General features: G+C 49.5%; 13 protein-coding genes and 1 other RNA gene. 5 read left to right on the plus strand and 9 right to left on the minus strand.

Annotation, left to right across the window (positions count from 1 at the left end):
* Positions 1–239: 239 nt before the first annotated feature.
* Together ABD028_RS01175 and ABD028_RS01180 are read right to left on the minus strand one after the other, a co-directional pair.
* The gene (locus ABD028_RS01175) at positions 240–995 is read right to left on the minus strand and encodes a DUF4097 family beta strand repeat-containing protein (protein ID WP_343840750.1); all 756 of its coding nucleotides are present in this window, start codon (positions 993–995) and stop codon (positions 240–242) included.
* An 88-nt stretch (positions 996–1083) separates the two neighbouring features.
* Complete coding sequence (locus ABD028_RS01180; RefSeq protein ID WP_343840753.1) at positions 1084–1581, minus strand: DUF1203 domain-containing protein; 498 nt, start codon at positions 1579–1581, stop codon at positions 1084–1086.
* Between the two features lie 619 nt (positions 1582–2200).
* Here ABD028_RS01180 and ABD028_RS01185 point away from each other — a divergent pair.
* Positions 2201–3052, plus strand: coding sequence for a methylated-DNA--[protein]-cysteine S-methyltransferase (locus ABD028_RS01185; RefSeq protein WP_343840756.1), 852 nt, complete (start codon positions 2201–2203; stop codon positions 3050–3052).
* On the plus strand, positions 3042–3752 hold the full coding sequence (locus tag ABD028_RS01190; RefSeq protein ID WP_343840758.1) for a 2OG-Fe(II) oxygenase: 711 nt from the start codon (positions 3042–3044) through the stop codon (positions 3750–3752). The genes ABD028_RS01185 and ABD028_RS01190 overlap by 11 nt, the downstream gene beginning before the upstream one ends.
* A gap of 67 nt (positions 3753–3819) precedes the next feature.
* Here the strand turns inward: ABD028_RS01190 and nspC are convergent, their stop codons facing one another.
* From nspC to ABD028_RS01205, 3 genes are all read right to left on the minus strand, one after another.
* Positions 3820–4956: a carboxynorspermidine decarboxylase gene (nspC, locus tag ABD028_RS01195; RefSeq protein ID WP_343840762.1), complete on the minus strand. Its 1137-nt coding sequence runs from the start codon at positions 4954–4956 to the stop codon at positions 3820–3822.
* 91 nt (positions 4957–5047) lie between these two features.
* Positions 5048–6247 (minus strand): saccharopine dehydrogenase family protein, encoded by a 1200-nt coding sequence (locus ABD028_RS01200; RefSeq protein WP_343840765.1) that lies wholly within the window; start codon positions 6245–6247, stop codon positions 5048–5050.
* Between the two features lie 410 nt (positions 6248–6657).
* On the minus strand, positions 6658–7041 hold the full coding sequence (locus tag ABD028_RS01205; protein ID WP_343840768.1) for a YciI family protein: 384 nt from the start codon (positions 7039–7041) through the stop codon (positions 6658–6660).
* 234 nt (positions 7042–7275) lie between these two features.
* On the opposite strand from ABD028_RS01205, the gene ABD028_RS01210 reads away from it, so the two are divergent.
* Complete coding sequence (locus ABD028_RS01210) at positions 7276–7929, plus strand: LiaF domain-containing protein (protein WP_343840771.1); 654 nt, start codon at positions 7276–7278, stop codon at positions 7927–7929.
* Positions 7930–8022: 93 nt separating this feature from the next.
* On the opposite strand, the gene ABD028_RS01215 is transcribed toward ABD028_RS01210, so the two are convergent.
* From ABD028_RS01215 to ABD028_RS01225, 3 genes are all read right to left on the minus strand, one after another.
* Positions 8023–8259 (minus strand): helix-turn-helix transcriptional regulator, encoded by a 237-nt coding sequence (locus tag ABD028_RS01215; RefSeq protein ID WP_245921756.1) that lies wholly within the window; start codon positions 8257–8259, stop codon positions 8023–8025.
* Entirely contained in the window at positions 8256–8729 is a 474-nt protein-coding gene (locus ABD028_RS01220; RefSeq protein WP_343840776.1) for a hypothetical protein, read from the minus strand. The genes ABD028_RS01215 and ABD028_RS01220 overlap by 4 nt, the downstream gene beginning before the upstream one ends.
* Before the next feature lie 146 nt (positions 8730–8875).
* Entirely contained in the window at positions 8876–10330 is a 1455-nt protein-coding gene (locus tag ABD028_RS01225; protein ID WP_343840779.1) for a hypothetical protein, read from the minus strand.
* 176 nt (positions 10331–10506) lie between these two features.
* Between ABD028_RS01225 and rnpB the strand changes: the two genes are divergently transcribed.
* Positions 10507–10858: RNase P RNA component class A (gene rnpB, locus ABD028_RS01230), an RNA gene on the plus strand.
* A gap of 126 nt (positions 10859–10984) precedes the next feature.
* Here rnpB and ABD028_RS01235 read toward each other — a convergent pair.
* Positions 10985–11980 carry a LysR family transcriptional regulator gene (locus ABD028_RS01235; RefSeq protein ID WP_343840782.1) on the minus strand — a complete coding sequence of 332 codons (996 nt, stop codon included), beginning with the start codon at positions 11978–11980 and terminating at the stop codon, positions 10985–10987.
* 104 nt (positions 11981–12084) lie between these two features.
* Here ABD028_RS01235 and ABD028_RS01240 point away from each other — a divergent pair, with 104 nt between their 5' ends.
* Entirely contained in the window at positions 12085–13239 is a 1155-nt protein-coding gene (locus tag ABD028_RS01240) for an MFS transporter (protein ID WP_343840784.1), read from the plus strand.
* Positions 13240–13287 lie beyond the last annotated feature (48 nt).

Consider the following 13287-nt stretch of genomic DNA (forward strand, 5'->3'; position numbering starts at 1 on the left):
AAACGAGTCAGAACGAAGATACTGGCGTAACTATAAACCTGTGGCCAATATGACTTGACCACTACAGTGACTCTGCGTGCTTTTCTCAGCGCACTCCGTGTCTCTGCGAGAGGTATCCGGATCTAGGCTTTAATTATTTACCGCAGAGACGCGGAGTGCGCTGAGATTTCAAGGGCAAATATCGAAATATCTCCTGCCTTCCTCCGCGCCCCGGCGTCTCTGCGGTGAAGATATCAAAACTATTGTTCACGGATATTACGTAAATCCACATCGCCAGAGCCGTCGCGCAGCAATAAAAAACGCTGAGCACCATCAACCCGGATATCTCCGCTGCTGTCTTCTACTTCCACCAGGCCGGATACGTCTTGCACTTCAATATCGCCTGAGCTGTCAAACAGGGTTAAATCACCTTGTATTTTCTGCACCCAGATATCGCCGGAGGCATCAACTAAATGAATATCGCCCTGAATATCCGCCATATGCACTTTGCCAGAGGCATCCTGTGCGCGTACCGGTCCTTTCACCTCGGTCAGGCTGAGATCGCCGGAACCATCGGTTATGTATACCTCGCCATTGATACGACTGACCCGCATATCTCCTGAACCATCCTGAATGTTCAGCAAGGCATTGATGCCACTGACATCCATATCCCCCGAACCATCTTTAATATCTAACAGCAGATTGGCCGGCATACGCACGGTGACATCAATATAGGCGTCATGAATGCGTGGGTTAGTATGTGCCATCAAAATGGCGACGTCTTTTTCAGCTTCCAGAGTCAGTTGATAGTTTTCTGGTTCAAGCTCCTTACCGGATTGATATCTGGCTTTTGCCTCCACTTTGATGCTTGTTAGCCCTGCTTCACCGCGCACCTGCAATTCGCCGCTGCCGGCTTCGATTTTAAACTGACTCAGGCCCTGAGTGTCGAGTTCCAGTGTTTGTGCCAGACACAGTGGGCTGATTAACGCTAAAGATACTAACCATTTATTGTTCATTGATATTCCATTGGCTGTTGTTTGAACCTTAGTCGACCAAAGAACTACAAAGGTTTAAATACCAGTTAAGAAATTTTTAAATTTTTTATTAGCCTCCGGAAAGTTCATCCGTCTGGCAAGACCTTGTAACTTTGGCCAGAAAGCAGCCGTGCGTTGGCGAGTGCAGGTGCAGGTACGATGTAGTGGGATTGTCCAGTAAGCGTTCGATGCACAATCTCAGTTCCTGCTGGCCCTGAGCCAGCTCTGCTGCCTGAATATGGTGCCGGGCCGATAAGGCCCTGACAGCAACGCGTTTTAAGCTAAACATGTCGGGGATGTGTGCTGGCGCAAAATAGCCAGAGGGATGGCCATCGCGAATATAAATAGCATGGCTGGAGCGATAGGGACTGTCTACATCCAGATGCGTGTAGTTAAGCAATAGCATCCGTTCACCCGGCTCGGGCAGGGCGAGGCTGACACGGCAGGGATAGCCGTTTGGTGTCTTGGCAATTTCAGTGATAACACCTTGTCTGGCCAGGGCTTCGTCGCTTAAGCCGTAGAGGTGGTTGAATTGTTGGTGATCCAGAGCAGTAAATTGAAAAGTCATAGGTATCCTGAGTAGGTTAAATCAGGACCTAAGACTAAACAGCCAAACCCCTGGTGCCGATCCGTTTCTTGCGCTGTTCAATGGCCGTTTTTAACCACGAATAACTGAATATATCTCTCGCGGAGACGCGGAGCTCGCTAAGAAATGCTCGCGGACTTAACATCCTCTTGAACAACTCTGTGACCTCTGTGGTTATTGGTATTTTTTAACTGATACGACTTCACCACAGAGGCACGAAGGTCCCAGAGAAAAGCAAAAATATTTTCAATATATATCATTGAAATCTCAGCGTTCTCTGCGCCTCGGCGGTGAATACAAAAGGCTTCTCGCAAAGACGCGAAAGGCGTGAAGAAAAGCCCGCAGAGCTGGCAAAACCTTCAGCCACTCTGTGCTCTCTGTGCCTCTGTGGTTTTTAGTATTAAACAGAGACGATTTCACCACAGAGGTACGAAGAACACGGAGATTCCAGGGCTTGTTCTTAAGACACTCTGCGGCTCTGCGAGAAATACTTTCGTGCTTTTCGTGGTCAAAAGTCACTTCAATATACAGCAAGAAGCGGACAGCGATTTTTCTGTCGGTGCGATAGCCTTTAGACTGTGGTTATTCAGTGAGGTGGTATATGACAGACGCGACCGACAACCGGGTTTTACAGGTAGCTGACTATTTAGAGCAGCATGCAGAGCAGGCGTTGTCTCTGGCTGAACTGGCGGAGCGTGCAGCCTTAAGCAGTTTCCATTTTCAGCGTAGCTTTAAAGCTCTGCTGGGAGTAACGCCAAAACAGTTTCAGCATGCCGTGCGCTTACAGAAACTCCGGCAATCCCTGCAACAGGGCGAAGCCGTGCTGGATGCCATTTACGCGGCTGGTTTTGGCTCAAGTAGCCGGGTGTACGAGAAGCTACCGGAAAATCTTGGTGTGACTCCCTCGGTATTGCGTCAGGGCGGTAAGGGGCTGGAGATATATTTTGCGTTGCGAGAAACCCGCTTTGGCCATTTACTTATGGCAGCAACTGAGCGCGGAGTTTGCTGTGTGCAGTTGGCTGACAGTTTCACAAAGTTACTCGAAGCCCTACATCAATCCTTTCCCAATGCCGAGCTATTGACCACGCCAGATACTATGGACACCGAGCTGGATAAATGGATGGCTGCCCTGGAGACTTTTTTGCAACATGGTGGTCCCCAACCGCAGATCCCGGTGGAATTGTTTGGCACGGCCTTTCAAATTAAGGTGTGGCAGTTTCTGACCCGCATCGGTAGCGGGCAAAAATGCAGTTACAAGCAGGTGGCCGAAGGTATCGGTGCGCCTAGCGCGCATCGCGCTGTGGCTAACGCTTGTGGTGCCAATAAACTGGCAGTATTGATACCTTGCCATCGGGTACTGCGCGGCGATGGCAGTTTAGGTGGCTATCGCTGGGGTGAGCAACGCAAACGCGCCTTGCTGGCCATGGAAGAAGGACTGGCCTGTGAATATTGACGCCATCCTGCAAAACAGCAAGCCACTGGCTTTGTTGGATGCTGACTTGCTGGCGCATAACTATAGTGTGATGTCGGGATCTTTGGATGTGGCAACCTGCAAAACCTTATCCGCCTTGTTTGATGAACGGCAGTGGTTTCGCAATGAAGTGCGGATGGAAAAACATGGCTTTGGCCGTGGTCGTTATCGCTATTTTGCCTATCCGCTGCCAGCCGCAATTCAGCAACTACGGGAAGGCTTCTATGCGCAACTGGCCCCCCTGGCCAACCTGTGGGCCGAACGATTGGGGTTGGCTACACGCTGGCCACCCACACTGGATGAATTTCTGGCCAGCAACCACAACGCGGGCCAAACCAAAGCCACACCCTTAATGCTGGATTATGGGCCAGGCGATTATAACTGCCTGCATCAGGATAAATACGGCGAGTGCTATTTCCCTTTTCAGGTGCTGATTTTGCTCAGTCAGTCAGGCACGGATTTTCGTGGCGGTGAATTGATGCTGGTGGAGAATCAGCCCCGTAAGCAAAGCCGAGGTCAGGTAGTGCCGCTGACACAAGGTCAGGCGGTGATTTTTCCCAATAGTGTCGGCCTCGTGCCCACGGCCAATGGCTTTCGGCGCAGTCGGTTACGCCATGGTGTCAGTGAAATATTGACAGGGTACAGGCGCAGCCTGGGTTTGATATTCCATGATGCGCTATAAGTAGATATCAGCAAAAGTGCCGCTATAAAAAAGCCCCGCACTGCGGGGCCTCAAAAACGAAAAAAGTTCAGGACAACTTATCGCGAAAATCTTCATACTCGAATTTTCGCACCAGCTTAAAGCTACCGTCTTTTTGCAAAATACCAATGGACGGGTGTTCCACCCCGTTAAAGAAGGTGGTTTTAACCATGGTGTAGTGAATCATATCTTCAAAGATAATGCGTTCACCGATTTGCAACTCGTGATCGAAGCTATACAGATCAATCACATCACCAGCCAGACAGGAATTACCCCCCAGCTTATAAGTAAAGGCCTTTTCCTGAGGCAGACCTGCGCCACGAATCGCCGGGCGGTATGGCATTTCCAGCACATCCGGCATATGCGCAGTGGCGGAGATATCCAAAATGGCGATAGGGCCATCGTTGTGTACAATATCCACTACTTCGGCCACTAACGGACCGGTTTGCCAGGCGACTGCAGAGCCAGGTTCGAGAATGATTTCCAGGTCGTACTTTTCACGGAAGGCTTTAAGGGTGGCAATTAAATGGTCCACATCATAACCCTGACGGGTCATCAGATGGCCTCCGCCAAGGTTCAACCATTTCAGTTGTGGCAGGTATTTAGCAAAGCGCTGTTCCACTGCTTTCAAGGTGCGCTCGGCAGCATAGGAGTCACATTCACATAAGTTGTGCACGTGGAAGCCTTCAATACCGGACAGGTCCACTCCTTCCAGATCCCTGGCCATAATCCCTAAACGGGAACCAGGCGCGCTAGGGTCATATAGCTCCGTCTCTGCTTCACGGTGCTCCGGATTAATCCGGATACCCATAGAAATACCGGCTGCTGCCACCTGATCTTTGTAGCGTTGATACTGGCCCAGGCTGTTAAATGAAATATGATTAACCAGTTTAACCAGCTCATCGATATCGGCCTGCTTATAGGCAGGTGAGTAAGCATGCACTTCCTTACCCATCTCAAATTTGGCTAGCTTGGCTTCCCATACCGAGCTGGCAGTACAGCCTTGCAGGTACTGTCCCACCAATGGAAAGGTGGACCACATGGAGAAGCCTTTTAAAGCCAGGATGATATTGACGCCAGCCTCTTTCTGCACCCGCTGCATTAGCTGCAGATTGGCTTCCAGCCTGGCTTCCTCACACACATAGCATGGGGAAGGGATGTGGGGATTCATTATCGGATCGTTCAATCTTTCATCCTCAATGTAGCTGAATGTAGGTCGGACTTAAGTCCGACATGTTCTGTCGGGATTAATCCCGACCTACAGATCAGGTGCACCGTTACTTCTTAAACGGGCTGTCGCACTCAATCACATGCCAGGGCAGGCCGTGTTTGTTGAGCATGTCCATAAAGGGATCAGGATCGAACTGTTCCATATTCCATACGCCAGGCTTTTTCCAGGTGCCGCTGAGCATCAGGGCTGCACCGATCATAGCCGGTACGCCAGTGGTGTAAGACACCGCCTGTGCGCCCACTTCTTCGTGGCAGGCGTGGTGGTCACAGTTGTTATAGATAAAGATAGTCTTCTCTTTACCATCCTTAATACCTGTGATGTAGGTACCGATACAGGTTTGACCTTCATAGCCTTCAGACAGTGAACCCGGGTTTGGCAGCACGGCTTTGAGGAATTCCAGCGGCACAATTTGCTGGCCCTGGAAGTCGATAGGCGCAATGCTGGTCATGCCGATACCTTCCAATACACGCAGGTGGGTCAGATAGGCTTCACCGAAGGTCATCCAGAAACGTGCACGTTTCAGGGTAGGGAAGTGCTTAACCAGTGATTCCAGTTCTTCGTGGAACATCAGGTAAGAGGCACGTACACCGATATTCTGGTAATCCAGATCTTCACGTACTGACAACGGATCGGTTTCTTTCCACTCACCGTTTTCCCAGTAGCGACCGCGCTGGGTGATTTCACGGATATTGATTTCCGGGTTGAAGTTGGTGGCAAAGGCCTTACCGTGATCGCCGCCATTACAGTCAACGATATCCAGATAGTGGATTTCGTCGAAATAGTGTTTGGCCGCATAAGCGGTGTAGACGTTGGTTACGCCTGGGTCAAAACCGCTGCCCAAAAGTGCCATCAGACCAGCTTTTTCAAAGCGCTCCTGATACGCCCACTGCCAGGAATATTCAAACTTGGCTTCGTCTTTAGGTTCGTAGTTGGCGGTATCCAGATAATCCACGCCGGTTTCCAGACAGGCGTCCATAATCGGCAGATCCTGATACGGCAGGGCCAGGTTAACCACCAAATCGGGTTGTACCTTGCGGATAAGTTCGGCTACCTGCTTGGCATCGTCGGCGTCGACGGCGAATACGCCCTTGACCCGGTCGGCGCCACATTCCTGCTGCAGCGCTTCACATTTCGACACAGTGCGGCTGGCCAGATAGATTTCATCAAAATGCTCAGGTAAACGGGCACATTTTTTGACTGTTACGGTACTGACACCACCGGCGCCAATGATCAAAACGCGAGACATAAGGCATAATCCTCTAAAGTTGTGTTCCGGCGCCCTTGTTAGACGCCATCCTGCCAGTGGCAGAACCATTTTGAACAAGGTACGGGCCTGTTACCAGGCTAAAACCGCAGCATGCTATCAGCTATTTGCAAACAGGCAAGTATTACTGCGGTTAGCAGGGATCAACCTTAGAATATCAGCCTTGAGTCAGCAACTGATGACAGAAAGATGTCTGGTTTAATCCGAGAGACAACAAAACCCACGAAGAAACGAAAATCTGCATAGAGCTTCTCTCCAAACTAAGTGCGCCAGCGGTAGCAAACGCGATTAAGCACTGCTTATCGTTGGGTTTCTAATCATTGTTGGGGGATTTCCAGCTCGCACCTGAGTCCGACATCTCTCTGCCATCTCAATTCTGCGCACAGCCAACTTTATTCCGGCGTTTCATTACTTTTGACCAAAGCATTGGCTGGCGTGGCATCCAAAGGGCGAATTTCATATTCCAGTCCGCAGGCCATGCAGGGATTTTGCGCTGCCAATCTGGCAGCATCATCCAGGCTATTGGCCAGAATAAACCAATAGCCGCCAATGACTTCTTTGGTTTCGGTAAAGGGGCCGTCGGTAATGCCCTGACTGGACACCCGGCGAATTTCAGTACTAAGTCGTGAGCCGGGACCAAAGTTGCCTTGCGCCAGATTGTCCTCATACCAAAGATAAAAGGCTTCAATGGCCTGTTGAATGTCCTTGGCTGGCAGATCTGCATGCCATTGTCCGCGGGAAAGCAGTAAATAGGTGTGCTTGGTTTGCGCTGTCACAGTTCGCACCGTCATTGTGGGTATTTACTGCAACTATGCCTAAATCCGCTTGTACATAAAAGTGTCAACTGAATCCAAATATCTGGTTAATATCACCATTATTTGCGCTGGTCGGCGTTTCTTGCTAGTAATGGAATTTTTAATCTATTGATTAATATGGATTTTTGATGTGGTGTGGAAATTGCTTAACACCATGGCTACTTAAACTCTTTATGTGCTACAAGGATAATCAAAATGTCAGTACCCCTGCAGGACCAACCTATTGAGCATGTACGTGAACAGGTGATTGACAAGCTTATTTACAACTACGGTCAGGGCGCACTGTCTCTTGATGCCTTCGAACGACGGTTGGATATTGCCATGGAAAGCAAGGATGTCATTGAAATCTCTGCGCAGGCACAAGATCTTCCACATCAAATTTCCGAGCAATATCAACAGAGTCGCAATAGCGCATTCGATGTTGCGTACGATACGCAAAGACAGCCTGAGAGTGAAACCATACTCAGTGTGCTGGGCGGTACCAATCGCAGTGGCGCCTGGGTAGTACCCAGTGAAATTCGTTGTGTCACTATTCTGGGTGGTTCGGATCTGGATTTCAGTCAGGCGGTATTTACCAGCCAGGAAGTGACTATCAAGGTGTTTTGCTTATTTGGTGGTGACAACATTTACGTACCGGAAAACGTCAACGTGGTGTCGCGGGCATTTTGTATTTTAGGTGGCAATAACATTGATATTCCGCCGGTTATCCACAGACGCCAGGTACCCACCCTGATTATTGAGGGCTTGGTGCTGTTTGGCGGTATTGATGTCAAAATCAAACGCAGCATAAAGCAGCGGCTGATTAGCTTTGCACGGCAGATGAAACAAATGCTTAATGCAGAAAAGTAGCGTTTGATGCATCTGAGCATAGAGTTAAACGCCCCAGGCTTTGCTATCGCAGGAATGGCTAAAGGTGTGCCCCAACCGTTTGGTTTTTGATGGCTATTCGTCGGTTGAATGACACTGATACTGGAATACGGCTTCAAGTGGTTGGTTAAAGACCTCAGCAATACGAAAAGCCAGCTCTAACGACGGAGAATATTTGTTCGCTTCCAGAGACATAATGGTTTGTCTTGTCACCCCTGCCGCCTTAGCCAGCTCAGCCTGGGTCATTTCATTATGATCAAAGCGTAAGCGGCGAATCTGGTTGTATATTTTACCTTTATTGACGGCCATCATATCCCTCTTCGGTACATTACTAACTGGCTCAGGTGCTTAACGGTGGATGCTGCCAGCAGGCAGATCAGTAAAGCGTGGGCACATATGAGCGGCGTGGATAAAGCAACAGGCAGTGTATCGGAGCCAACCCCCAGTGCATCGGCGACCAGATGACCAATCATAAGCAATATCGCCCCCACTAATACACCGTAACCAATGCTATTGCCTTTGCCTTCTATAAGTCTGTCCCTTTCATCGGCCGGTTCCCGGTTACCGGTGCGCCAGTTAATCAGGCCGAACAGTAAAGCGGCGCCTATGCTTGCAACAATAATTACTTGCACAATAATGCCTGCCAGCGCACTGCCTGGTGCCGCCAGGCCCTCTGGTAGCGACGTCAGCTTACTGAAGTACAATGCCGCAATGGCCAGATCCAACACCAGGGTTGCCATAAGATTCCACTCGCGATTGGAGAAAGTGCGTAATGTATCCATCACCTTACCTAAATTACTTTGCTATCAGAGCATGAATGGTAATGCAAAATGGACTTTAGGTAAAATGATTTTTACATTTTGTATGTTTTACATTTCTTTTCGTCTAACTTTTTATGCTCTATATGCAAAACAGGTAACGGTTGGCATTAATTGGCGATCCTGGTGGTTTTGTTCCACAGGTTCTGGTGTTTCGCGTAAGAAAAGAAGGTATAGGGATGCCAGCTATTGGGGATCAGATCCAGTTCTTTACGTTCCTCGAAGTTAGACACCAGCTTGCTGAGTATTTCCAGTAGTCTTTCCTTGCTCATCACTTCCAGCTTTTTTCTGGCTTTGGGGTAATACAGATTGTTTTCCTGGCTGATTAACAGGTCCTGGCCAAATCCGGTAAAGGCCAGATTCTTGGTGGCTGATCTGCAAATCGGCACACTGGGATTGGCAGGGTACAGTCCATTGACTATGGCGTATTCGTATCTGTCCAAATCGCGGCGATCTGAATCCTTGGGTATATAAGTCACACCGAATCCCTGCGGGAAATGCCCCACCACTTTGATAAAGCACTGGACCGCCTTGGCATTTAATGCGTCTTTCTCGGCGGCCTTTTCCAGTACTAAGGTGGCTTTGGGTAAAGTATCGTAAGCTTGCCCTCGTTTGGTTGACATCACTACTGAGCTATATACCTGCGGGACTTTAAGTAAATTGCCTATGGACTGTTGGGGGTCCAGGGAGGATTTAATCATAGTCATCACAAACTTTAGTTTGTCTTTTTCTGTTTCATTAAACTGGTCCCGCTCCTGTCGCGAATTGCCCACATAGCTGCCACAACCTATACCGTCTTTAAGGTAGTTAACCGTGTATTGGTAGCTGAGTTTAAGCATTTGTTGGCGTTCATCTTTTTCCAGGGTGCGAAACTCATCTTCATCACCATCAGGGCCTTTAAGAATGGCCTGCACATCATGATGATACTGGCCTATGTCCTGCAGCAGTGCTGTCATCAGTAGTGGAATTTTCACATACAGGCGAAAAGGGCAGCGGGCGGCGTCATCTTTATCTTTAGGTTGTTGAATGCGGTTGCTGTAATGCTGCAATACATAAGGGTTACTGATTTGCTTATCTTCCAGCATGGCGTCGAGCAGCAACAGACATAACACGGCCTTATACAGGTGCTTGGTTTTCTGATTGAACGCTGCCACCTTGCGGTGTTCTGTCTGCGTGGTTAAAAGCAGGGTACCCAGCAAACGGGCAAAGTTGCGGGCGGTTTCTTCTTTGTTTGCGCCATCGGTTAGTTCCAGTATCTGCTCGCAAACTTGCTGCAAATCTTTGTAGCGCTGCAACCGTGATTCTTCACTGTTCTTTTGAAAGGATTTAAGTTTGTCCTGTGCGTCCTTCAGACGTTTTTCGGTGCGACTATTTTTTAACTCTTTGCTGTCGCTGAGCTGCTGTTTGAGATTAGCCAACTGCTCTTTCTGCACCTCAGCACTGGCAAAGTAGTCGGCTGCCTGCTCATATAATGAGTCTTTGATCGGAGACTGGTCGTGCACCTTTTTAACCAGGTTACGCACACTTTTGGTGTAGTGACTCTCGCCAATCAAAGCCTTGTTCATAGATTAGAATACTTGCCAGGTTCCAGGACTTGCACTTTAGCAGATTTTGCAAGTGGTTGCTTAGTATAAGAATTCCTTAAAAGGGCTAACCTAATGGTCAGAATTAAAGCTGCCAATGCAGATAATCCGCTATTGTCTGCTCGAATCGCACCGTACTTTAGGGTAGACTGCGCGCCGGAGTCGGCCAGACAATCGCTGCCCGCTTAGGCGGGGGGAGGAAAGTCCGGGCTCCATAGGGCAGGGTGCCAGGTAACGCCTGGGCGGCGCAAGCCGACGACAAGTGCAGCAGAGAGTAGACCGCCAACCCCGGATTCGTTCGGGCGGTAAGGGTGAAAGGGTGCGGTAAGAGCGCACCGCGCAACTGGTAACAGTGTGTGGCAAGGTAAACTCCACCCGGAGCAAGACCAAATAGGGTTCCTTGGCGTGGCCCGCGTCGGAACCGGGTAGGTTGCTTGAGCCAGTGAGTAATTACTGGCCTAGATGAATGATTGTCCTCGACAGAACCCGGCTTACCGGCCGACTCCAACTTTTAATCAACCGCAGATTAATCAGGCGGTTGATTAAGGCTTATGCTTTTCCATAGCAGGCAATGTTTCACCGCCTGTGCCTTTCTGAGTTTAGGGCTGGTGCTTCAGCGCTGACTCCCCTTTGCTGTTAGCTGCCAGCGCGGAAGTCTATCAATGGTGGCCAGCTTTCGGCCCAGGTATGGTTTGTACTCTCCCCTTTTGCTGCTAATGACCTGGTCAGAAAGTCGATAAATACCCTGACTTTGGCCGGTAAATAATCCCGTTTCGGATAGATAGCAAATACACCGTTGTAAGCCTGAGGCGGTCGGAAATAGGGGTACAACGACACCAAAGCACCCTTGTTTAGTTCTTTCTGTGCCAGAAAATGCGGTAATTGGGCAAAACCCAAGCCATCGGCACACATATGTGCCATCGCTTCACCGTCATCGGTAATATGTTTGCGCTGCAGCTCATACTGCATGTACTCGCCCTGCGCATTAGGCAGAAAGATTGGCTGCAATTGCTGCGTTTCTTTAATGCGAAAACCAATCCAACTGTGTTGCCTGAAATCTTCTGCCTGGCGCGGCGTGCCATAGGTTTGCAGATACTGTGGTGATGCACAAAGTAGGAAATCCATCGGGCTGAGACGGCGAGCAACCAGACGGCTGTCTTTGACATGGCCGGTACGCAATGCCACGTCAATGTTGTTATCAATAATATCCATATGCAGATCGTTGATTTCAAGTTCCAGCTTTATCCCGGGATAACGGCGACAGAAAGACGGTAACAATGGGCGAAGATACAGATGCCCGTAGCAAACCGCTGCATTGATGCGTAGCGTGCCGCTTGGTGAGTCATTTAGCTGCTTAAGATCGCTTTCACAGGATCTCAATTCATGCAGCATCTTGCGCACGGTGAGAGCATAGTGCTGGCCAGCCTCGGTAATTCGCAATTGTCGGGTGGAGCGCTGAAATAAGGTCAAAGCCAATTGGCTTTCCAGGCGACCTATGGCCTTGCTGACCGTGGAAGGATCTGTATTACAGGCTCGCGCTGCGGCGGCAAAACTACCACCATCACAAGTGGCCAGAAACAGTTCTAATAAACGTAGTTTGTCCATTGCGGCATCCTGGGCAGGAATATTCATGAATAGTATTCATGACTGAATGGGGGCGCCAGCTATTTTTCCGTTTCCGCGGCAAGAATAAAGTCAGTTATCGACATTAAAACAGATGCATTGCTTGAGGAACCATGTTGAAAAAAATCTCTACTGAAAGTGCCGCCGGATACTTTTTGTTTGCTTTTATCGCGATGGCCGGACTGGCTTATATCAACTTTCTACCCGGCGTTGTCAGTGCTTTGGCCGGGGGGATAGGATTTGATCAAACAGAAGCCGGGCAAATTGTGGCGGTCAATCTGTTTGGCGGGCTGTTGGGTTGTACCTGTGCTGTTTTTCTGGTGCGCAGGATTAAATGGAAACCGGCCATTTTCATCCCTTTTGCTACCCTGGCGCTGATTGACCTGAGTTCGGTTTGGGTTGATGACTATAGTCTGATGCTGGGGATGCGCTTGCTGGCTGGTGTGTTGGGCGGGCTGGGTATGGGCGTGGCATTTTCTGTGCTGGCCCGCCTGAATAATCCTGATCGAGCTTTTGGTGCATTACTGTTTGTGCAGTTTGTTATTGGCGCTTTGGTTATATATCTGCTGCCATTACTGGAGAACATGCTAAGCACCTTTGCGGTTTTCTACGTGATGGCTGGCATTGTTTTGCTAAGTCTGATCTTTCTGATGTTGTTGTCCGATCTTCCTCAGCGCAATACGTCAGCAATACAAGCCATGGCATTGTCAGTTGGGTGGGGAAATGCCCTGTTGTTGATGCTGGCCATCATTTTCTACCTGTGCGCCGCCAATGCGATTTGGGCTTATGTGGAGCTGATGGGGCTGGGAGCAGGAATGGATGATGAAAGCGTCAGCAGCTATATCGCCATGACCGGCTTACTTGGCCTTGCCGGTGCTATGTTACCTATTCTCAGTGGTAATAAGTTCGGTCGTTTTTACTGGATTGCCGCCGGTGTTGTGCTGTCGATAGTCGCGGCTGTGATGTTAAGTGCATCAGAACTGACGCCGCTTATCTATATCAGTGCCATGGCCTTGCTGTTTTTCTGCTGGCCAGCGGTGAATTCCTATTTACTGGCCATTGCGGCTGATTTTGATAGCAGCGGCCGACTCTCATCGGTTGCCGCAGTGGTCTCGCTTGTCGGTTTAGCAGCCGGACCACTGATGGCATCGGGTTTGCTGGATGATGGCAGTTTCACAACCATGCTCCATGCTGCTGCTGGTATTTTCCTGGTTAGTTTCCTTATGTTGTTCAGGCCGGTGAAGGCACTGGAAAAGCAGCAATCCTAGCCAATGCCGGCCAACCCCGGACGCCTCTGATATTTACTAACTTTTGTC

This window comes from Bowmanella denitrificans, from assembly GCF_039522935.1.
Lineage (GTDB): Bacteria > Pseudomonadota > Gammaproteobacteria > Enterobacterales > Alteromonadaceae > Bowmanella > Bowmanella denitrificans.

What these genes read in the sequence shown, in the direction of transcription:
- ABD028_RS01175 (WP_343840750.1), bottom strand. Translation starts at nt 995, where the DNA reads ATGAACAATAAATGGTTAGTATCTTTAGCGTTAATCAGCCCACTGTGT.
- ABD028_RS01180 (WP_343840753.1), bottom strand. Translation starts at nt 1,581, where the DNA reads ATGACTTTTCAATTTACTGCTCTGGATCACCAACAATTCAACCACCTC.
- ABD028_RS01185 (WP_343840756.1), top strand. Translation starts at nt 2,201, where the DNA reads ATGACAGACGCGACCGACAACCGGGTTTTACAGGTAGCTGACTATTTA.
- ABD028_RS01200 (WP_343840765.1), bottom strand. Translation starts at nt 6,247, where the DNA reads ATGTCTCGCGTTTTGATCATTGGCGCCGGTGGTGTCAGTACCGTAACA.
- ABD028_RS01210 (WP_343840771.1), top strand. Translation starts at nt 7,276, where the DNA reads ATGTCAGTACCCCTGCAGGACCAACCTATTGAGCATGTACGTGAACAG.
- ABD028_RS01215 (WP_245921756.1), bottom strand. Translation starts at nt 8,259, where the DNA reads ATGATGGCCGTCAATAAAGGTAAAATATACAACCAGATTCGCCGCTTA.
- ABD028_RS01220 (WP_343840776.1), bottom strand. Translation starts at nt 8,729, where the DNA reads ATGGATACATTACGCACTTTCTCCAATCGCGAGTGGAATCTTATGGCA.
- ABD028_RS01225 (WP_343840779.1), bottom strand. Translation starts at nt 10,330, where the DNA reads ATGAACAAGGCTTTGATTGGCGAGAGTCACTACACCAAAAGTGTGCGT.
- ABD028_RS01235 (WP_343840782.1), bottom strand. Translation starts at nt 11,980, where the DNA reads ATGAATATTCCTGCCCAGGATGCCGCAATGGACAAACTACGTTTATTA.
- ABD028_RS01240 (WP_343840784.1), top strand. Translation starts at nt 12,085, where the DNA reads ATGTTGAAAAAAATCTCTACTGAAAGTGCCGCCGGATACTTTTTGTTT.